19 protein-coding genes are annotated in these 19,459 nt (G+C 61.3%); 12 read left to right on the top strand and 7 right to left on the bottom strand.

Annotation, left to right across the window (positions count from 1 at the left end; all coding sequences use genetic code 11):
* A partial coding sequence (locus THPRO_RS03910; protein WP_236717243.1) for a hypothetical protein occupies positions 1–378 on the top strand: 378 nt, incomplete at its 5' end.
* 82 nt (positions 379–460) lie between these two features.
* Here THPRO_RS03910 and dapE read toward each other — a convergent pair.
* The 7 genes from dapE to map all read right to left on the bottom strand — a co-directional run bounded on the left by dapE (position 461) and on the right by map (position 8,019).
* Complete coding sequence (gene dapE, locus THPRO_RS03905) at positions 461–1,600, bottom strand: succinyl-diaminopimelate desuccinylase (RefSeq protein ID WP_038086806.1); 1,140 nt, start codon at positions 1,598–1,600, stop codon at positions 461–463.
* Between the two features lie 11 nt (positions 1,601–1,611).
* A complete protein-coding gene (locus THPRO_RS03900; RefSeq protein ID WP_038086805.1) occupies positions 1,612–1,962 on the bottom strand; it encodes an ArsC family reductase in 351 nt (116 codons plus the stop codon).
* Complete coding sequence (locus tag THPRO_RS03895) at positions 1,959–2,375, bottom strand: YccF domain-containing protein (protein ID WP_038086803.1); 417 nt, start codon at positions 2,373–2,375, stop codon at positions 1,959–1,961. The genes THPRO_RS03900 and THPRO_RS03895 overlap by 4 nt, the downstream gene beginning before the upstream one ends.
* Before the next feature lie 26 nt (positions 2,376–2,401).
* Positions 2,402–3,223 carry a 2,3,4,5-tetrahydropyridine-2,6-dicarboxylate N-succinyltransferase gene (gene dapD / locus THPRO_RS03890; RefSeq protein ID WP_038086802.1) on the bottom strand — a complete coding sequence of 274 codons (822 nt, stop codon included), beginning with the start codon at positions 3,221–3,223 and terminating at the stop codon, positions 2,402–2,404.
* A gap of 27 nt (positions 3,224–3,250) precedes the next feature.
* Positions 3,251–4,444, bottom strand: coding sequence for a succinyldiaminopimelate transaminase (gene dapC, locus THPRO_RS03885; protein ID WP_038086801.1), 1,194 nt, complete (start codon positions 4,442–4,444; stop codon positions 3,251–3,253).
* 70 nt (positions 4,445–4,514) lie between these two features.
* Positions 4,515–7,214, bottom strand: coding sequence for a [protein-PII] uridylyltransferase (gene glnD, locus THPRO_RS03880; protein ID WP_065089233.1), 2,700 nt, complete (start codon positions 7,212–7,214; stop codon positions 4,515–4,517).
* A 16-nt stretch (positions 7,215–7,230) separates the two neighbouring features.
* Positions 7,231–8,019, bottom strand: coding sequence for a type I methionyl aminopeptidase (map, locus tag THPRO_RS03875; RefSeq protein WP_065089232.1), 789 nt, complete (start codon positions 8,017–8,019; stop codon positions 7,231–7,233).
* 265 nt (positions 8,020–8,284) lie between these two features.
* Here map and rpsB point away from each other — a divergent pair, with 265 nt between their 5' ends.
* The 11 genes from rpsB to lpxD all read left to right on the top strand — a co-directional run bounded on the left by rpsB (position 8,285) and on the right by lpxD (position 19,425).
* A complete protein-coding gene (rpsB, locus tag THPRO_RS03870; protein ID WP_038087059.1) occupies positions 8,285–9,052 on the top strand; it encodes a 30S ribosomal protein S2 in 768 nt (255 codons plus the stop codon).
* Positions 9,053–9,092: 40 nt separating this feature from the next.
* Positions 9,093–9,977 (top strand): translation elongation factor Ts, encoded by an 885-nt coding sequence (gene tsf / locus THPRO_RS03865; protein ID WP_065089231.1) that lies wholly within the window; start codon positions 9,093–9,095, stop codon positions 9,975–9,977.
* A gap of 115 nt (positions 9,978–10,092) precedes the next feature.
* Positions 10,093–10,821: a UMP kinase gene (pyrH, locus tag THPRO_RS03860; protein WP_038086797.1), complete on the top strand. Its 729-nt coding sequence runs from the start codon at positions 10,093–10,095 to the stop codon at positions 10,819–10,821.
* A gap of 2 nt (positions 10,822–10,823) precedes the next feature.
* Positions 10,824–11,381 carry a ribosome recycling factor gene (gene frr, locus THPRO_RS03855; protein ID WP_038086793.1) on the top strand — a complete coding sequence of 186 codons (558 nt, stop codon included), beginning with the start codon at positions 10,824–10,826 and terminating at the stop codon, positions 11,379–11,381.
* A gap of 36 nt (positions 11,382–11,417) precedes the next feature.
* Complete coding sequence (gene uppS, locus THPRO_RS03850) at positions 11,418–12,149, top strand: polyprenyl diphosphate synthase (RefSeq protein ID WP_038086790.1); 732 nt, start codon at positions 11,418–11,420, stop codon at positions 12,147–12,149.
* Positions 12,142–12,969 carry a phosphatidate cytidylyltransferase gene (locus THPRO_RS03845; RefSeq protein WP_038087057.1) on the top strand — a complete coding sequence of 276 codons (828 nt, stop codon included), beginning with the start codon at positions 12,142–12,144 and terminating at the stop codon, positions 12,967–12,969. Before uppS ends, THPRO_RS03845 begins: the two co-directional genes overlap by 8 nt.
* Positions 12,966–14,180 carry a 1-deoxy-D-xylulose-5-phosphate reductoisomerase gene (gene ispC / locus THPRO_RS03840; RefSeq protein ID WP_038086787.1) on the top strand — a complete coding sequence of 405 codons (1,215 nt, stop codon included), beginning with the start codon at positions 12,966–12,968 and terminating at the stop codon, positions 14,178–14,180. The genes THPRO_RS03845 and ispC overlap by 4 nt, the downstream gene beginning before the upstream one ends.
* Positions 14,177–15,538, top strand: coding sequence for an RIP metalloprotease RseP (gene rseP, locus THPRO_RS03835; protein ID WP_038086786.1), 1,362 nt, complete (start codon positions 14,177–14,179; stop codon positions 15,536–15,538). The genes ispC and rseP overlap by 4 nt, the downstream gene beginning before the upstream one ends.
* Positions 15,538–17,835, top strand: coding sequence for an outer membrane protein assembly factor BamA (gene bamA, locus THPRO_RS03830; protein WP_082954411.1), 2,298 nt, complete (start codon positions 15,538–15,540; stop codon positions 17,833–17,835). The genes rseP and bamA overlap by 1 nt, the downstream gene beginning before the upstream one ends.
* An 8-nt stretch (positions 17,836–17,843) precedes the next feature.
* Positions 17,844–18,362, top strand: coding sequence for an OmpH family outer membrane protein (locus THPRO_RS03825; RefSeq protein ID WP_065089229.1), 519 nt, complete (start codon positions 17,844–17,846; stop codon positions 18,360–18,362).
* Positions 18,363–18,393: 31 nt separating this feature from the next.
* Positions 18,394–19,425, top strand: a complete 1,032-nt coding sequence (gene lpxD, locus THPRO_RS03820) for a UDP-3-O-(3-hydroxymyristoyl)glucosamine N-acyltransferase (RefSeq protein ID WP_065089228.1) — start codon at positions 18,394–18,396, stop codon at positions 19,423–19,425.
* Positions 19,426–19,459: the final 34 nt, after the last annotated feature.

Here is a 19,459-nt window from a genome sequence, read left to right as displayed (position 1 = left end):
CCGAAGAAGAAGCGTGGTCCTGGTCGCCCGCCGAAGGCCACGAGCGCAGCTACCGCCACGGCACCGAAGCGGCGTGGCCCTGGACGCCCTCCGAAAACTACTCGTGTCGCATCATCGACGAGCGTGGCCGAGCGCGAACGCGCGATCAAGGAGAATTTTAAGGAAAAGCTGGCCGAGGCCAAGCTTGAGATTGCGCAGCTCAAGAACGATCTCAAGGAAGTCGTCAAGCGCGAAGTCGCATTGCTCAAACTTTTCGATGCGCGGGAGAAGGCGATCACCAAGTTCGCGGAGACCTGGCAGAAGAAGGAATTGGCCAAGCTTCAGCGTGTCGCTGCACCGAAGAAGCGCCGCGGGCGTCCTCGCAAGGCGTCTTCCTGACCTTGCCAGGATAAAAGGTGCGAACAGGGGTTCCACTACTGGGGAGCCCCTGTTTTATGTCGGCTTGTCGGTGTCGAACGATTCAGCCGGGTGTCGATACCAGCAGTTGTTCCAGTAGCTTTTGGTAAATCCTGCTCAGGCTGTCCAGCGATTCTGCATCGACGTGTTCATCGACCTGATGGATGCTTTGGTTGACCGGCCCCAGTTCCACTACCTGTACACCCAGCGGTGCGATAAACCGGCCATCAGACGTGCCGCCCGCGGTGGAAAGTGTTGCCGGGGACCCGTTGACGGCTTTTACTGCCGCGCGTACCGCGTCCACCAGTCGTCCGGCTGGCGTGAGGAAAGGTTTGCCGGAGAGCTTCCATTCGAGTTCGAATTGCAGGCCGTGTCGTCTCAGAATTTCGTCGACGCGCCGCTGCAGCGACTCGGCGGTGTTCTCGGTCGAGTAGCGGAAATTGAACTCGATCAACATCTCGCCCGGAATGATATTGCCGGCTCCGGTCCCGGCATTGATATTGGATATCTGAAACGAGGTTGGCGGGAAATGCGCGTTGCCGTCGTCCCATCGTTCGCGAGTCAGTTCCAGGAGGGCGGGCGCCGCTTCGTGAATCGGGTTCAGAGCCAACTGCGGGTAGGCGATATGGCCCTGCTTGCCGAATATTCTCAGGTGACCGGTCAGAGAGCCGCGCCTGCCGTTCTTGATGACGTCGCCTGGCGTTGCCGTGCTTGAGGGCTCGCCCACCAGGCACCAATCCATGATTTCGTTGCGTGCCTGCAAGGTCTGCACGACCTTGACCGTGCCGTCGACGGAGGGGCCTTCTTCGTCGCTGGTCAGCAGCAGTGCGAGCGAGCCGGGCGCGTCGGGATGAGCCTTCAAAAATCGCTCGATTGCCGTGACCATGGCTGCGATCGAGCCTTTCATATCGGCCGTGCCGCGCCCGTAGAGCTTGCCATCGCGAAGCGTTGGGGTGAACGGGGGCGAAATCCAGTTTTCCACCGGCCCGGTTGGCACGACATCGGTATGTCCGGCAAAACAGAACAGGGGTTTTCGCGCGCCTCTGCGCAGCCAGAGATTGTCCACTTCGCCGAACTTCATGTGTTCCGCGACGAAGCCGAGCGGTGCCAGCCGCTGTGCTATCAGATGTTGGCAACCGGCATCATCTGGCGTGATGGAGGCGCGGGCCACCAGTTCACGGGTTAGCTCAAGCGTGTCGGACATAATGGCCTCTCTCAAGCATGCGTCTGCCGTGCATAAGCTTTTTCATCGAAACCGACGAGTATTGCGTGGGAGCCGGTGAGCACGGGGCGCTTGATCAGCGTGGGATGCTCCAGCATCAGTTGGATTGCGCGCGTTTCATCCAGGTTTGCACGGACTTCGTCAGGCAGGCCGCGCCAGGTCGTGCCGCGTCGGTTGATCAACGTCCTGTGGCCCAGGGCATGCACCCATGATTGCAGTAGGGACGGGTCGAGTCCGTCCGAACGAAAATCATGGAAATGGTAGTCGACGTGGTGCGTATCCAGCCATTTGCGGGCTTTTTTGACGGTGTCGCATTGACGGATGCCATAAAGCGTGAATGTCATAAGGCGTTATTCGGGATGATGGTCTTGCCGATGGGGAACAAGGATATCTGTGCCAGCTTCATGTGCTGCAGTCCGAAGGGGATGCCGATGATGGTCATAAAGCAGAACAGGGCTGCCAGCAGATGTCCGATGCCCAGCCAGATGCCGGCAAACACGAACCAGACGAGGTTGCCGAGCAGCCCCAGAGGCCCGCTGCCGATATCGGTGCGCTGGAACAGCGCGCGTCGTTCAACCACGCGGTAACCGAATGGGAAGAACGAAAATCGCCCGATGACAAACGCCGCGCGTGCCCAGGGTATGCCGATGATGGAAACGATCATCACCAAGCCGGCCAGCCACCAGGCCAGTCCCACGGCGAAGCCGCCCAGAATGAACCACAATACATTGCCGAGCAGGGTGGGGAAATCGCGCATGTTACCGGCCTCCGGCGGGTATGGGGTCAGATATCCCGCAGCAGTGCGTTGATCCCGACCTTGGCACGGGTTTTTTCGTCCACGCGTTTGACGATGACGGCGCAATAGAGGCTGTAGCGTCCATCCTTGGAGGGCAGGTTGCCCGGGACGACGACCGCTCCGGCAGGTACGCGACCGTAAAGAATTTCGCCGCTTTCGCGGTCGTAGATTTTAGTGCTCTGGCCGATGTAGACGCCCATGGAAATCACTGCGCCTTCCTCGACGATGACGCCTTCAACGATTTCGGAGCGCGCGCCGATGAAGCAGTTGTCCTCGATAATGGTAGGCGCGGCCTGAAGCGGTTCGAGTACGCCGCCGATGCCAACGCCGCCCGAGAGATGGACGTTCTTGCCGATCTGCGCGCAGGAGCCGACCGTCGCCCAGGTGTCGACCATGGAGCCCGAGTCGACATAGGCGCCAATATTCACGTATGACGGCATCAATACGACGCCGGGGGCGATATAGGCGCCCTTGCGTGCGGTTGCGGGGGGCACGACGCGCACGCCGCCTTCGCGGAATTCGCGCGAGCTGATGTCGGCGTATTTCGAGGGCACCTTGTCGTAGTAATTGGTGAAGCCGCCCTTGATGAAATCATTGTCCCATATGCGGAAGCCGAGCAGCACCGCCTTTTTCAGCCATTCGTTGACCACCCAGCTGCCGTCGCGTTTTTCGGCCACGCGCAGAGCGCCACTGTCGAGTTGATTGATGGCGCCGATGATGGCGTCCCTGACATGGGTTTCCACCGTACGCGGCGTAATTTCCGCGCGACGCTCGAAGGCTTCTTCGATAATGGGCTGAATATCAGACATGTAGCTCTCCGGACTGGGTTTAGAGATTCAGAGGGATTCGATCAGGCGGCGGATACGCTGTGCGCCTTCGATGCATTCTTCCAGTGGCGCGACCAGTGCCATGCGTATGCGGTTCGCGCCGGGGTTGCCGTTCGAGGTGGGGCGGGACAGGTATCGGCCGGGCAGTACCACGACGTTCTCCCGCGCATGAAGCAGTCGTGCAAATTCGGTGTCGTCGATGGGGGTTTCCGGCCAGAGGTAGAAGCCGCCGTCAGGGCGCCCGACAGACATGACTGGTGACAGGATGTCCAGTACGGCATCGAACTTGGCACGGTAGCGCGCCCTGTTTTCGCGCACATGGTCCTCGTCGCGCCACGCCGCGGCGCTGGCCGCCTGCGTGGGCGGCGGCATGGCGCCGCCCTGGTAGGTGCGGTATTGCAGAAAGCGCTTGAGGATGGCGGCGTCGCCGGCAACGAAGCCGGAGCGCAGGCCTGGCGCGTTGGATCGCTTCGACAGGCTGTGAAATACCACGCAGCGCTCGAATGCGGTATTGCCCGTCCGCACGCAGGCGCCGAGCAGCCCTGCCGGCGGTGCCGTTTCGTGCGGATATATCTCGCTGTAGCATTCGTCAGACGCGATCACGAAATCGTGCCGTTCGGCGAGGCCGATCAATTTGATCAGGGCCGCTTCGTCCATGACGGCGCCGGTCGGGTTGCCGGGCGAGCAGAGATAGAGCAATTGGCAACGATCCCAGTCGGCGGCTGGCACGTGCTCGAAGTCGGGAAGAAAACCGTTATCGGCTTCGCAAGCAAGATAATAGGGTTCCGCGCCGGCGAGCAGCGCGGCGCCTTCGTAGATCTGGTAGAAGGGATTGGGCATGAATACCAGCCCCCTGCCGTCGCGCGCGACCAGGGTCTGCGCGAAGGCGAAAAGAGCCTCCCGGGTACCGTTGACCGGCAACACGTGTCGTTCCGGGTCCACGGCGCCGGCGGGCAGATCGAAACGCCGGGTCAGCCAGTCCGAAATCGCTTCGCGCAGCACGCCGCCACCCTGCGTGGTCGGGTAGACGGCCAGGCTGTGCAGATGTTCGAGCAGGGCTTCGCGAATGAATGCCGGCGTCGGGTGCTTCGGCTCGCCGATGGAAAAGGCGATGCGCGGCACGTCTGCCGGCGGCGTGTCCGCGAACAGGCCGGCAAGCTTCTGGAAGGGGTAGGGTTGTAAACGGTCGAGTTCTGGATTCATCGGCCTGGCTTTCCGATTGGGTGCGTAGTATAAGGCCTGTCGCAGACGAACGGGCGGTGTCGGCGGATGGCTACAGGTTAGAGGCCTTGGCGCCGCTGCGGTCGATATCGCCCAGCGCGCGGATCACCGCAGTACGGATGCCTTCCTGGGCCGCGGGGTCGTCGATGGGGCGGCCGTCCGCGGTGGTGACGTAGAACACGTCGCTGGCCTGTTCGCCGATGGTCGATATCTTCGCATTGTGGATACGCACGCCTTGGTCCGCCATGGCCTGGCCGACCGCGGACAGCAGGCCCGGTCTGTCGTTGGTGTTGAGTTCGAGCGCCGTCCAGTGGCGCGGCGCGTCCGGGCTGAAGGTGATCCGTGGCGGGATGTCGAAGTGCTTGAGTCGGCGCGGCATGCGACGCCGAACCTTTTCGGGCGGTCGATCGACCTGGGTCAGCGTGCTGCGCAGCCGTGCGACGATTTCCTCCGCACGAAAACCGTCATCGATGGTTTCGCCATCGTCCTCCAGCACCATGAAGCTGTCGAGCACCCAGCCGTGGCGCGCTGTGGTGATGCGAGCGTCGACGATGTCGAGCCCGAGGCCGTCGAGCGTGCCGGTGATGTGCGCGAATATCTGCGTGGAGTCGCAGGCATAGACGAAAATTTCGCTGCCGCCACGCGCGGTGGTCTGGCGAATGCGGACCACGGGCCGCTGTTCGCTCTCCAGGATGGAGGCGGTGTGCCAGGCGATTTCATCGGCGGAATGGCGCAGGAAGTAGTCGTCGCTGAGTTCGCGCCATAGGGTGTCGATCGCTTCGGCGTCCAGGTCGAGCCGGGCAAGGCGTGCCTGCGACTCGCGTTGTACCGAGGCAATCATCTCGCCATGGTCCTGCCGCGAATCGAGGCCATGCGCCAGCAGTTGCCCGGTGGCCGCGTAGAGGTCAGCCAGCAGGGTTTCGCGCCAGGCATTCCAGAGCTCCGGATTGGTCGCGCGAATGTCGGCGATGGTGAGCAGATACAGGCTGTCGAGGCGGAGTTGTGTGCCGACCTGTGTGGCGAATTCGCGCACGATGTCGGGGTCGCTGATGTCCTTGCGTTGCGCGGTCATCGACATGAGCAGGTGGTTGCGCACCAGCCAGCTGACGAGTTCGCCGTCCGTCTCGGCCAAGCCGTGCTGCCGGCAGAAGGTCTCCGCTTCGACGGCGCCGATCTGAGAATGATCGCCGCCGCGCCCCTTGCCGATGTCGTGGAACAGGGCGCCCAGGTACAGCAATTCCGGTTTGGGCTGCACCCGAAACAGTTCATGGTAGCGTGGCGAATCGCCGGCTGCTGCAGACAGGCTGAAGCGCCGGACGTTGCGCAGCACCATCAACGTGTGTTCGTCCACGGTATAGACGTGGAAAAGGTCGTATTGCATGCGGCCGACGATGCTGCCGAAGGAGGGCAGATAGGCCGCGAGGATGCCGTAACGATTCATCCTGCGCAGCTGCTGCGTCACGCCGCTCGGTTCACGCAGTATGCGCATGAACAGGTCGCGGCACAGCGGATCTTGCCGGAAGATTTCATCGATCAGGTGGCGGTGCTGGCGGATCAGACGGATGGTCGCGGCGCGCACGCCCGCGATCCGCGGGTGTTGTGCGCATAGCAGGAAGATTTCGAGCAGGGCCGGCGGATGGTCGCGAAATACCGTGTCGTGCCGTGCCTCGATGAAATTGAGACGGATCTGGAAGCGTTCGTTGAGGGTCTCCGGTTCCCCGCTCTCGTCGGCATGCAGAATGCATTCGCGGTAATGCTGCAGCAGCATCTCGTTGAGCCGCTCGAGGTTCATCACGATGCGGTAGTAGCCCTGCATGAACTGTTCGACCGCGAGATTGTTGTCTTCATCGGCAAAATGGCTTTGCTTGGCCAGGGCGACTTGGTGATCGAACAAAAGCCGATCCTCCGCGCGGCCGGTGACGGTATGCAAGGCGAATCGAATACGCCACAGATAGGATTGCCCGGCCTTGAGTTCGCGGTACTCGTCATCGGTCAAAAAGCCGTGGCGTACCAGATCGCTCATGCGTCTGGCGCCGAGGTGGCGCTTGCTGACCCAGCCGATCATCTGGATATCGCGCAAGGCGCCGGGGCCGTCCTTGACGTTGGGTTCCAGGCGGTAGGCCGTGTCGCCGAATTTTTGATGGCGCCTCGATTGTTCCGTCAGCTTGGCGGCGAAGAACTCGCGGCTGGGCCAAATCCGCGCCGGACCGATGGCCTCCATCAGGTCGTTGAACAGTCGCGGCTCGCCATCGATCAGGCGCGCTTCCATCAGGTTGGTGACCACGGTGATGTCGCGAGTGGCCTCGCTGATGCATTCATCAAGCGAACGCACGCTGTGGCCGACGTTGAGTCCGACGTCCCAAAGGCGGCGTAAAAACTCGGCGATGGCGGCCTGTTGTTCTTCCGAAGGGCCCGCGGAGGTCAGCAGGAGCAGGTCKMTGTCGGAGGCGGGCAGCAGTTCGCCGCGACCATAACCGCCGACTGCGAACAGGCCGATATCCGCTTGCCCGCCAAGTCCGGTGTCGGTCCATATGCGGCGTAGCAGGCGATCCACAAATGCGGCACGGCCGTGCACGAGGTCGTCCGCCAGCACGTCGGCGTCGAAGGCCTGTTCGAGGGCGTGGGTGACGGCGTGGATCAGCCCGCGGCAGGATGTCGGATCGACGGAGGCATCCGGCGGCAGGCCGCTCAGGGCATCTTCAAGCGTCAGAAAGCGATCGAGCGAAGGCGGCCAGACGATCAGCGAAGACATCGGAATGCTTCCGGAATCAGGCGGCGCCAAGGGCGTCGGCCTCCTGTTCTTCCCGGCGCAGGGTCAGCACCTCGTGGCCGTCCTTTGTCACGAGAATGGTGTGTTCCCATTGTGCGGACAGGCTGTGATCGCGCGTGACGACGGTCCAGTCGTCGGCCAGCACCTTCACGTCCGCACGTCCGGCGTTCACCATCGGTTCGATGGTGAAGGTCATGCCGGCCTTGAGCGTCAATCCCGTGCCCGGCGTGCCGTAGTGCAGCACCTGGGGATCCTCGTGGAATCCGCGGCCAATGCCATGACCGCAGTATTCTCGTACGACCGTGGCGTGGCGCGACTCGACATGTTGCTGAATGGCGGCGCCGATGTCGCCTAGGCGCGTGCCGGGGCGGACGAGTCCGATGCCGATCCAGAGCGCCTCGTGTGCGATTTCGCAGACGCGGCGCCCAGCCACCGTAGGCTTGCCGACATAGAACATCTTGCTGGTGTCGCCGTGGAAGCCGTCCTTGATGACGGTGATGTCGATGTTGATGATGTCGCCGTTCTTCAGACGCTTGTCGCCGGGGATGCCGTGGCAGACCTGGTGGTTGACCGAAGTGCAGATCGACCTGGGAAAGCCGTGGTAGTTGAGCGGGGCGGGAATGGCCTGCTGTACGTCCACGATGTAATCGTGGCAGATGCGGTCCAGTTCGTCGGTGGTCACGCCCGGCTTCACATGGGGCTCGATCATTTCGAGCACCTCCGCAGCCAGGCGGCCGGCGACGCGCATTTTCTCGATTTCTTCCGCGGTCTTGATCGTGACAGTCATGATTGCTCGCAATTGGGCCTGAACGGCGGGTGGCGGAGTTGGTTGGCCAAGTCCTTTATGGTATAAAGCGCCGGCGCGTGGCGCAAACCCCGGCTCCCAGGCGTTGCTTGGCGGGGCGCCGCGCACAACCACGATGCCGGCAGGCGTCATTTAACGACACACATGCGCCGTCACGGTCCGCTGGGTGCCCGGCTATCTCATCGAGGTGCGGGGTTGCGGATTGGGGCGCATGGAGGTCCAACCCGAAACTGGAGAACAGATCGTCATGGCACACATTACCATGCGCCAGATGCTTGAGGCTGGCGTGCATTTCGGCCATCAGGCCCGTTATTGGAACCCCAAGATGGCGCCTTACATCTTCGGGGAACGCAACCGTATACATATTATCAACCTCGAACACACGCTGCCGCTGTTCAACGACGCCATGAATTTTCTCGGCAAGTTGGCCTCGAAAGGCGGCAAGGTGCTGTTCGTGGGGACCAAGCGTTCGGCTCGCGAAGCGATCCGAGAGGAAGCGGAGCGCGCCAGCATGCCCTACGTCAACCACCGCTGGCTGGGTGGCATGCTCACCAACTTCAAGACCGTGCGCCAGTCCATCCAGCGGCTCAAGGATCTGGAGACCCTGGAGCGCGAAGGCGGTTTCGACCGCGTGAGCAAAAAGGAAGCCCTGGGTCTGCGCCGCGAGATGGAAAAGCTCGAAAAGAGCCTGGGCGGCATCAAGGACATGGGCGGTTTGCCGGACGCGCTGTTCGTGATCGACGTCGGTCACGAACGCATTGCCGTAAGCGAGGCCGCCAAGCTGGGTATTCCGGTGGTGGCGGTGGTGGATACGAACAACCCGCTGGACAATGTCGACTACGTGATACCCGGCAATGACGACGCCATGCGCGCGATCCAGCTGTATGTGACCGCCGCGGCCGATGCGATCAACGAGGGTCGTCTGATTGCGCGCAACAGCGCCGGTGCCGCCAAGGACAAGTCCGACGCCGTCGAGGCCGAGCTCGCAGCCCAGGCTGCCGATGCCGCGTCCTGAAGCCGCATTCATCACCCCGAATTGAGGAGATTGTAGAGGCATGCAAATAACCGCAAGTCTGGTCAAGGAGCTTCGTGAACGCACCGGAGCCGGCATGATGGAGTGCAAGAAGGCCCTGACCGAGAACAACGGCGACATCGAGGCCGCCATCGAAGCCATGCGCAAGTCCGGCGCAGCCAAGGCGGTCAAGAAGGCCGGCCGTATCGCAGCCGAAGGGCAGGTGGCGTCGATCCGCTCCGAGGACGGCAAGGCCGCGGTCCTGGTCGAGGTCAACTGCGAAACCGACTTCGTCGGCAAGGACGAGAACTTTGCCGGTTTCGTGGCGTTGGTTGCCGAACGTGCGTTGGGCCAGAATCCCGCCGATGTCGAGGCACTGTCGGCCCTGCCCGCAGGCGATGACGGCAAGACCCTGGAAGAGCGTCGTCAGGAGCTGGTGTCCAAGGTAGGCGAAAACGTCCAGGTTCGCCGCTTCGCGCGCTTCGAGGCTTCCGGGGATCGCCTGGGCACCTATATTCACGGCACGCGGATCGGCGTGGTCGTGGACATGGACGGCGGCGACGACGCCCTTGCGCGCGATATCTGCATGCACATCGCCGCTTCCCGCCCCGTTTGCGTCGATGCCGATGAGGTGCCGCAGGAGCTGCTGGATAAGGAGCGGGAGATCTATGCCGCGCAGGCCGCCGAGAGCGGCAAGCCGCCGGAGATCGTCGAAAAGATGGTCGAGGGGCGCATCAAGAAGTATCTGGGCGAGATCACCCTCTTGGGGCAGCCTTTCGTGAAGCAGCCCGATGTGAGCGTAGGCAAGTTGCTGGCCGATGCCGGTGCATCGGTGCATCGTTTCGTTCGCTACGAAGTCGGCGAGGGAATCGAGAAGCAGGCGGAAAACTTCGCCGAGGAAGTGATGGCGCAGGTCAAGGGCGCCTGATCACGTGTCCTGGCGCGCGCACGGGCCGGCTTGTTGCCGGCCCGTGCGCGCAATGTGACCCCGGGCTGTTTCGGCGGCCCGGGTTTCGTCATTCAATACGGGATGTCTCCGCCACATGAGTGAGCCCGCCAAACCCGCTTACAGACGTATACTCCTCAAGCTCAGCGGCGAAGCGCTGATGGGCAACCAGTCCTTCGGCATCGACCCTGAGATGATTCAGCGAGTGGCCTGCGAGGTCACGGAAATCAGCCGGATGGGCGTGCAGGTGGCGATGGTCATCGGCGGCGGTAATCTTTTCCGCGGCGCCGGTCTGGCGCAAGCGGGGATGGACCGCGTGACCGGCGATCAAATGGGTATGCTGGCCACGGTGATGAATGCCCTGGCCATGCAGGATGCCCTCGAACATCAAGGCGCTTACTGCCGCGTGATGTCGGCGATCAAGATCAATCAGGTGTGCGAGGATTACATTCGCCGCCGCGCCATTCGCCACCTCGAAAAGGGGCGTGTGGTCGTGTTTGCTGCCGGTACCGGCAACCCCTATTTCACCACCGATTCGGCTGCCAGCCTGCGTGCCAGCGAGATCAACGCGGACCTCATGCTCAAGGCGACCAAGGTCGACGGCGTCTACGATGCCGATCCGGTGCATAATCCGAATGCGCGCCGTTATGACAGTCTGACTTACGACGAGGCCCTGAATTCGCGCCTCGAGGTCATGGATCAGACCGCGCTAGTCCTGTGCCGCGATAATTCCATTCCGCTCAGGGTTTTTGATGTGTATCAGCCTGACAACCTTAGGCGCGTGGTGATGGGCGAGCCCGTCGGCACCCTTGTAAAGCGAGACTGACGATGATTGACGAGATTCTAAGCGATGCCAAGGTGCGGATGCAGAAAAGCATCGAGTCGCTCAAGCACGAGTTCGCCAAGATCCGCACCGGGCGGGCCACGCCGAGTCTGCTTGAGCACATTACCGTCGACTATTACGGCAATGCGACACCGCTGAACCAGGTCGCCAAGGTGGCGATCGAGGATGCGCGTACCCTGAGCATCACACCCTGGGAGAAGACGATGGTAGGGCCGATCGAGAAGGCCATCATGACTTCCGACCTGGGGTTGAATCCGGCTACCGCGGGTACCGTGATCCGCGTGCCGATGCCGCCGCTGACCGAGGAGCGTCGGCGCGATCTGGTCAAGGTGGTGCGCCACGAGGCCGAGAGCGGCCGAGTGGCCGTCCGCAACATCCGTCGCGACGCGAACAACGATCTCAAATCCCTGGTCAAGGATAAGGAAATTTCCGAAGACGAGGAGCGGCGTGCGCAGGAGCTGATCCAAAAGGCGACCGACCAGAGTATTGCCGATGTCGACGCCATGCTCGCACAGAAAGAAAAGGAACTGATGGAAATTTAACCATTACGGTTCCGATCCCGGTGGTCCTCCGATTACGTGCAAACCGATAACGCCAACCCAGCCAGTCTTCCCAGGCACCTTGCGATCGTCATGGATGGCAATGGTCGCTGGGCACGCTCCCGCCATTTGCCCCGTACCGAAGGTCACCGCCGTGGCGTGAAGTCGGCGCGCACGGTGATCGAGGCGTGCGCGCAGCGCGGTGTCGAAGTGTTGACCCTGTTTGCTTTCAGCAGCGAAAACTGGCGGCGCCCCAAAAGCGAGGTCAATGCCCTGATGGAGCTGTTCATCACGGCGTTGCGCCGGGAGATCGGCACGCTTGCGGAACAGGGCATTCGCATGCGGTTCATCGGCGCGCGCGAAGCCTTTTCGGAGCGGCTGCAGGCTGCGATGGCCGAAGCTGAGGCGCGCACGAGCGACAATCGTGCCATGACGCTGGTGGTGGCGGCCAATTATGGCGGGCGCTGGGATATCGTACAGGCCGCGGAGCGTGCCGAGTTGACGGGTGGCACGCCGGGGAGCCGCGAACACGGTCTCGCAGAGAATCTGACAACCTCCGGCCTGCCCGACCCCGACCTGTTCATCCGCACGGGCGGTGAGCGCAGGCTTAGCAATTTTCTCCTTTGGCAGCTGGCCTATACCGAACTCTACTTCACCGATGTATTGTGGCCCGATTTCGGCGTGGCCGAGCTGGACCTGGCCTTGGCCGACTATGGTCGGCGTCAACGGCGATTCGGCCGCACCGGTGAGCAGGTGGAAGCGCATGTTTAAGCAACGGCTGGTCACAGGATTGTTGCTGGCGGGCGCGGCTCTGGCAGCGATCCTCGGCCTGCCCAGCATCGCTTTTGCCGCGCTGGTGCTGGTGACATTCCTGATTGGCGCCGACGAGTGGTCGCGTCTGACGGGTGGACAATCCGTCTGGGTGCGATCGAGTTTCGTGCTGGTGGTCGCCGTGGCGGCCGGCGTGGCCTGGCGGGTGGCTATGCATGGCGATATCCGTCTGCCGATCCTGATGGGCGTGATCTGGTGGCTGGCCGTTGCCGGTCTGCTGCTGATCTACAGCCCAGGCCGATCCCTGAATGCCATCGGGGGGCTGCGGACGGTCTTGCGCATAGCCGTGTTGCTTTCGTTGGTGCCGGCATGGCTCGCCATCGTGTGGCTCCAAAGGTATGATCCTTGGCTGCTCGTGTTCCTGATCGTGCTGGCGGCGGTAGGCGACAGCGCCGCCTATCTGGCGGGCAGACGTTTCGGGCGTCGTCGCATGGCGCCCCGCCTGAGCCCCGGCAAAACATGGGAAGGCTTGATGGGAGAGATGCTGATATCGTTGCTGCTGGCCGTCGCGGGCGCCTGGTATTTCGTCGCCGGCGACAACTGGGCGCGCGTTGGGTTCGTATGTCTGTGCCTGGTTACGGTATTGGCTTCGGTCATCGGCGATCTGTTCGAAAGCCTGCTCAAGCGCGTGGCCGGCGCCAAGGACAGTGGGTCGCTGTTGCCGGGACATGGCGGCGTGCTGGATCGGTTCGACAGCCATCTGGCCGCGGCACCGGTCTTTCTGCTGGGCTGGCTATGGTTGCGTGGGGGCGGTTTGTGACCCAGGCGGTGCAGCGATTGACCATTCTCGGCGCGACCGGGAGTATCGGAGCCAGCACCCTGGACGTCGTGGCTCGACATCCCGAGCGGTTCCGGGTCGAGGCGCTGACGGCACATCGCGACAGCGCACGGCTGTTTGAACTCTGTCTGAATCATCGACCTGCCTATGCCGTCATGGCGGACCCGGCCGCCGCGCGGGATCTAGCGCAGCGCATACAAGGCGCCGGGCTTGATACCCGTGTGCTGAGTGGTCCGGCGGGATTGATCGAAGTCGCTTCGCTGCCGCGGGTGGATACCGTGATGGCCGCCATCGTCGGCGCGGCAGGGCTGCTGCCGACTTTGGCCGCCGTACGCACCGGCAAACGCATTCTGCTGGCCAACAAGGAGGCACTGGTGATGGCCGGCGGCCTGTTCATGGCCGAGGTTGCCGAACACCAGGCGCTGCTGTTGCCCATCGACAGCGAGCACAATGCCGTGTTCCAGTGCCTTCCAACCGGTCCCCACGCCGAGGGCCTGCCGGCTCGGGGAATCGATCGGATTCTGCTGACCGCCTCGGGCGGCCCATTCCGATGCTGCGACATCGAAACCCTGCATACGGTGACGCCGGATGCTGCCTGTGCGCATCCCAATTGGTCGATGGGGCGCAAGATATCGGTCGATTCGGCCACCTTGATGAACAAGGGCTTGGAGGTGATCGAGGCTTGCTGGCTGTTCGACATTGCGCCCGAGCGCGTGGACGTGGTGGTTCATCCGCAGAGCGTGATCCACTCTCTGGTCGGCTACAGCGACGGCTCGGTGCTGGCGGAACTGGGCAATCCCGACATGCGCACGCCGATCGCGCATGCCTTGGCCTGGCCCGAGCGGATTCGTTCTGGAGTCGGGCCGCTCGACCTGGTGTCCATCGCACGGCTGGACTTCGAAGCCGTCGACAAACAACGCTTTCCCTGCCTCGAACTCGCCTATCAGGCGATGCAGGCGGGAGGTGCCGCCACGGCGATTCTCAATGCCGCGAACGAAATCGCCGTGGCGGCGTTCCTGGATCGCAGAATGCGCTTTACCGATATACCAGGTGTCATTGAAGACACCCTATCCGCGCTGGCTCCCGGCGACGCCGAGGACCTTGACCACATCCTGGAATGGGATGCCCGCGCCCGACAATCTGCGCAGCGCAGCGTCGATGCGCGCCACCGCCGGACGCAGGCCGTCTCATGAACATTCTCTGGGATATCGCCGCCTTTATCGTGGCCGTCAGCATTTTGGTGACGGTGCACGAGTTCGGGCATTTCTGGGTCGCACGTCGCCTGGGCGTGCGCGTACTGCGTTTTTCTGTCGGTTTTGGCAGGCCGCTGCTGCGTTGGCATGGCCGCGACGAGGTCGAGTACGTGATCGCGGCTTTGCCCTTTGGCGGCTACGTCAAAATGGTCGACGAGCGCGAGGGCGAGGTGCCGGAGGCCTTGCGCGAGCGGGCGTTCAACCGGCAGCCCGTCACGCACCGCATGGCGATCGTGGCGGCCGGGCCAGTGGCCAATTTCCTGTTGGCGATCCTGCTGTATGCCGGCATGTTCATGGTGGGCGTGCAAGGTATTCGGCCTTATGTCGGTGCCGTAAGCCCGGGCAGCCCAGCCGCACTGGCCGGCTTTCACGAGCGCGATCTGATTCTCGACGTCAACGGAAGTCCGGTCCAGACATGGGAACAGGCACGTCTCATGTTGCTGGCCGACGGCATCAGCCATGGCAGTCTCGTGCTGCGAGTGCGCACGCCGGGCGGCCATCTGGAAACGCGTGAGATTCCGACCGCGGGACTGGGCTTGCTGCGCGAGGGCGACAAGGTTTTGCAGCTGATGGGGCTCTCGGTCTGGCGGCCGTCGATGCCCGTGATCGCCAAAGTCATGCCGGGCGGGGCCGCCGCGAAATCCGGCCTCAAGCCAGGTGATCGCATATTGAGCATGGATGGCAAGGCGATCACCTCGACCACAGCCTGGATCAAGGAGATTCAGGATCATCCCGGGCAAAGGATGCCGCTCACCGTCGAGCGGGACGGCAAACGGCTCGCGCTGGCACTCACGCCGCGCCCGAAGACTTCCGACGGACATGTGAAGGGCTTTATCGATGCGCAGATCGGCGGCATCGTTCCCGAAGCGGCGCGAAAACTGTTGAGCACGGAAGTACGTTATGGCCCGCTGGAGGCGCTGGTCCAGGGTGCGGTCAGGACTTGGGATATGACGGTATTGACGCTGCGGGTGATGGGCAAGCTTGTGGTCGGCGAAGCTTCGGTGCGCAACCTCAGCGGTCCGGTCACCATCGCCGAATATGCCGGCATCACGGCAGCGATAGGGCTATCCGCCTTCCTCGGCTTTCTGGCAATCGTCAGCCTCAGTCTCGGCGTGCTGAACCTGCTGCCGGTGCCGATACTGGATGGCGGTCATCTACTCTATCAAACCATTGAGCTGCTGCGCGGAAAACCGCTTTCCGAACATGCGGAACTGATTGGCCAGAAGATCGGACTGGTATTTCTCGGGGCGCTTATGTCGCTCGCCTTTTACAATGACATTTCCAGGTTGCTGACTTAATGATTTTAAAGCGTTCGCTGTGTATCCCTGTCCTGATGACGCTGCTGTGTGCGGAAGCGCATGCCGCGACCGGGGCCGATAAATTCAAGGTTTCCGGTATCGAAGTGCAAGGCCTGCAACGGATATCCGAGGGCACGGTTTTCGCGTATTTGCCGATCCATGTTGGAGAAACATTCGATGATGCGGAATCCAGCAAAATTATCAGCGCGCTTTATCACACGGGTTTTTTCAGCGACGTAAGTCTTTACCGGCAGAATCACGTGCTGATCGTGAAGGTCAAGGAGCGGCCGGCGATCAACGACATCAAGTACAGCGGCAACAAGGTCATCAGTAATGACCAGCTCAAGCTGGTGCTCATGCAGGCCCATGTCGCCAAGGCTCAGATCTACAAACCCGAAGTGCTCGAGCAATTGCAGAACGCATTGCGCGATCAGTATTTTTCGCGTGGAAAATACAACGTGAAAATCGACACCACGGTGAAGCACCTGCCGCGTAATCGCGTGAATATCGATATCAAGATCGTCGAAGGGCGCACGGCCAAGATCAAGCAGGTCAATATCGTTGGCAACCATGCCTACAACGAGCAGCATCTGCGCGATTTGCTGGATGTCGGCATTCCGCCTTGGTGGGCGTTTCTGAGCGATCGGGATAAATATTCCAGAGAGCGCCTCAACAAGTCCCTGGAAAGCCTGCGTTCAGAATATCTCGACCATGGGTATATCGATTTTGCGCTCGATTCCACACAGGTGGCGCTGACTCCTTCGCATCGGCATATCTATGTCGATATCAATATTCACGAAGGCGATCAGTACAAAGTATCTAGCGTGAAGCTTGCCGGCAATCTGCTTTATCCAAAGGCGGAGCTGGAAAAGCTGATCTCCATCAAGCCTGGTGAAATATTTTCGCGCAAAAAAGTGACCGACAGCATCAAGGCCTTGACCAAGCTTTATGGCGATCACGGTTACGCATTCGCGAACATCAATCCAATTCCTGAAATCGACCGCAAGAACAAGACGATAGGGTTGGCGTTTTTCATCGATCCCGGCAAGCGGGTTTACGTTAACCAGATCCATTTCTTCGGTAATAAGAGCACGCAGGGCGAGGTGCTGAGGCGCGAAATGCGCCAGCTGGAAGGCTCGCAATATTCCGCCAAGGAAATAGAACGCTCCAAAATACGCCTGCAGCGCCTGCCGTTTATCGAGTCGGTGAACATCGATACGCAACGCGTACCCGGTAGCGACAATGAAGTCAATCTGGATGTGCACGTGAAGGAGCGCCTGGCAGGCAGTTTCATGGCCAGCGTAGGCTATTCGCAATTCGAAGGCGTGATTCTGTCGACGAGCGTGAGTACCAACAACTTCCTTGGCGAGGGCAAGGCGATTCAGCTGGGTGTCAATACCAGCGCCATCAATACGCTCTATCAGCTGAATTACCGTAATCCCTATTACACGCTCAACGGGGTGAGCCGAAGCGTCAACCTGTATTACCAGCGCACCAATACCACGCAGGTTTACGTGGTCGACTACAGCTCCGACCGCCTCGGCGGCACCGTTACCTATGGCATACCGATTTCGGAATACGATCGCCTGGACGCCAGCTATGGTTATCAGGGCATCAAGGTTCAGCCGGGGACAACGCCTTCGCAGACCGTGACCGACTTCATCGCGCGTCACGGCAACAATTACAGCATGTTCAAGCTCGGCCTGGGCTTTTCGCACGATTCGCGCAACCGGACGGTATTCCCCACCGAAGGTAACTACCAGACATTGGATCTGAGCCTGATTACTCCCGGCAGTTCGATCAAGTACTACAAGCTCGGTTACGATAATCACCAGTACCTGCCAATCACGCATGCGCTGACGCTGTCGCTCAGCGGTACGCTTGGCTACGGTGCCGGCTACGGCGGTACGCATACGTTGCCGTTCTTCGATACCTATTATGCTGGTGGTATCAACAGCGTGGCAGGCTACCAGGATTATTCGCTGGGTCCGCAAGATCCGGTTTCAGGACTTCCCGTCGGTGGTGACCTGAAGGTCGTCGGCAGAATGAGCCTGATTTTCCCGATGCCATTCCTGAAGAACTCCAGTTCGGTGCGTTTGAGTACTTTCGTCGATGCAGGCAATGTGTTCGCCACGCCACAAACATACAAAACCAAAGACCTGCGCGCATCCGCCGGTATCGGTCTTGAGTGGCTGTCGCCCATAGGGCCCCTGAGTTTCAGTGTGGCGAAGCCGCTCAATGCCAAGCCGGGCGACCATTTGCAATTATTCCAGTTCAATATTGGTACCTACTTCTGAGGTGTTCTATGTCCGTACGTAAAAGCCTGTTGAGTTCGTTCGCGCTTACCGCGTTGCTTTTGCTGTCCCCGGTCAGCGAGGCCGCGAGCGGGAAAATCGGTTTCGTCAATGTCGCCGAAATCATGGCCAAGGCGCCGCAAGCAGAAGCGGCACGCGCTGAACTGCAGAAGGAATTCAAGCCGCGCGAGGAAAAACTTGGTCAGCTGCGCGACGAAATTCAGAAGGAGGAGGCCGATCTCAAGCGCAATGCGGCCGCGATGTCGGCCGAACGCAAGAAGCAGGCGGAAATTTCGCTGCAGAAGAAAGAGAACGATTTCAATCGCGAACTTTCTTCCTTCCGTGAGGATTTTGGCGTCAAACGCAACCAGGTGCTCCAGGCGCTGCAGAAAAAAATATCCCAGGTCATTCTGGGCATTGCGAAGAAGGGTGATTACGATATGATTCTGAGCGATGGCGTGGTGTACGTAAGCGACAAGATCAATCTGACGGACAAGGTGCTTGCGGAACTGAAGAAGTCGGCAAAATAAGACGAAACGAAAGGGGGCTGAGTCGGTGAGCATGACCCTGGGGCAGTTGGCCCAGGCCGTCGGCGCCAGCGTTGCAGCGGACGACGCCGAGAAACTGGTGACGCATGTGGCTCCGCTGCATGGCGCGGGTTCCGGTGCGTTGAGCTTCGTGGCCGATGATCGCAACCTCAAGGGATTGGCCGTGACGCAAGCGACGGGTGTGTTGCTGCGGGCAAGGCACGCGGATCAGTCTCCGGTGGCGTGTCTGATCTGCGACAATCCGCACGTGGCTTTCGCACGCGCGGCGACGCTACTGCATCCTGCCGCCCACCCTCCCGCCGGGATTCACCCGAGCGCGGTGGTCGACGAGCAGGCTTACGTGGACCCAACGGCACACGTCGGCGCACAATCGGTCGTCGCGGCCGGCTGTCACATCGGCGCAGGTGCGGTTGTCGGGCCAGGCTGTGTGCTGCTGGCGGGTGTCGAGCTTGCTAGCGATGTTCGACTGGTCGCCCGCGTGACTATCGGGCCCGCCTGTCGTATCGGTGCGCGTACGCAGATCCACCCGGGTGCGGTGATCGGCGCCGATGGTTTCGGGTTCGCCGTGGATCAAGGGCGTTGGCTCAAGGTGCCTCAGCTGGGTAGGGTCATCCTCGGCGAGGATGTCGAGGTCGGCGCCAATACCACGATTGACCGCGGCGCACTGGATGACACCGTGATCGGCGATGGCGTCAAGATAGACAATCTCGTTCAGGTCGCGCACAACGTGCGAATCGGCGAGCATACGGCGATTGCCGGCTGCGTCGGCATTGCCGGCAGTGCCGAAGTCGGGGCCTATTGCACTATCGGCGGTGGAGTCGGTATCGCCGGACATTTGCGACTGACCGACCATGTGCACGTGACGGGGATGAGCCTGGTGGCGCGTTCGCTGGATGAACCGGGCGCCTATTCGTCCAGCATGCCGGCGCAGCCGATGCGCAGTTGGCAGCGCAATGCCGCGCGTTTCCGTCATCTGGACGAAATGGCGAAACAGATCAAGCGACTTGAAGAGCAAGAAAAAAATGACCGACATGAAGACTCGTGAGTCGCGGTAGATGGAATCCTTTGAGGCGAGAACT

The organism is Acidihalobacter prosperus (assembly GCF_000754095.2).
Taxonomy (GTDB): Bacteria; Pseudomonadota; Gammaproteobacteria; order DSM-5130; family Acidihalobacteraceae; genus Acidihalobacter; species Acidihalobacter prosperus.
Note: the sequence above shows the minus strand (reverse complement) of the source record. Positions and strands in the feature narration are given on the sequence as shown.

Bases quoted from the DNA above. Each gene is read 5' to 3' on its own strand.
- THPRO_RS03825 (WP_065089229.1), top strand. From the start codon at position 17,844: ATGTCCGTACGTAAAAGCCTGTTGAGTTCGTTCGCGCTTACCGCGTTG.
- bamA (WP_082954411.1), top strand. From the start codon at position 15,538: ATGATTTTAAAGCGTTCGCTGTGTATCCCTGTCCTGATGACGCTGCTG.
- rseP (WP_038086786.1), top strand. From the start codon at position 14,177: ATGAACATTCTCTGGGATATCGCCGCCTTTATCGTGGCCGTCAGCATT.
- rpsB (WP_038087059.1), top strand. From the start codon at position 8,285: ATGGCACACATTACCATGCGCCAGATGCTTGAGGCTGGCGTGCATTTC.
- dapE (WP_038086806.1), bottom strand. From the start codon at position 1,600: ATGTCCGACACGCTTGAGCTAACCCGTGAACTGGTGGCCCGCGCCTCC.
- THPRO_RS03895 (WP_038086803.1), bottom strand. From the start codon at position 2,375: ATGCGCGATTTCCCCACCCTGCTCGGCAATGTATTGTGGTTCATTCTG.
- dapD (WP_038086802.1), bottom strand. From the start codon at position 3,223: ATGTCTGATATTCAGCCCATTATCGAAGAAGCCTTCGAGCGTCGCGCG.
- dapC (WP_038086801.1), bottom strand. From the start codon at position 4,444: ATGAATCCAGAACTCGACCGTTTACAACCCTACCCCTTCCAGAAGCTT.
- tsf (WP_065089231.1), top strand. From the start codon at position 9,093: ATGCAAATAACCGCAAGTCTGGTCAAGGAGCTTCGTGAACGCACCGGA.
- map (WP_065089232.1), bottom strand. From the start codon at position 8,019: ATGACTGTCACGATCAAGACCGCGGAAGAAATCGAGAAAATGCGCGTC.
- THPRO_RS03845 (WP_038087057.1), top strand. From the start codon at position 12,142: ATGTTTAAGCAACGGCTGGTCACAGGATTGTTGCTGGCGGGCGCGGCT.
- pyrH (WP_038086797.1), top strand. From the start codon at position 10,093: ATGAGTGAGCCCGCCAAACCCGCTTACAGACGTATACTCCTCAAGCTC.
- THPRO_RS03900 (WP_038086805.1), bottom strand. From the start codon at position 1,962: ATGACATTCACGCTTTATGGCATCCGTCAATGCGACACCGTCAAAAAA.
- frr (WP_038086793.1), top strand. From the start codon at position 10,824: ATGATTGACGAGATTCTAAGCGATGCCAAGGTGCGGATGCAGAAAAGC.
- lpxD (WP_065089228.1), top strand. From the start codon at position 18,394: ATGACCCTGGGGCAGTTGGCCCAGGCCGTCGGCGCCAGCGTTGCAGCG.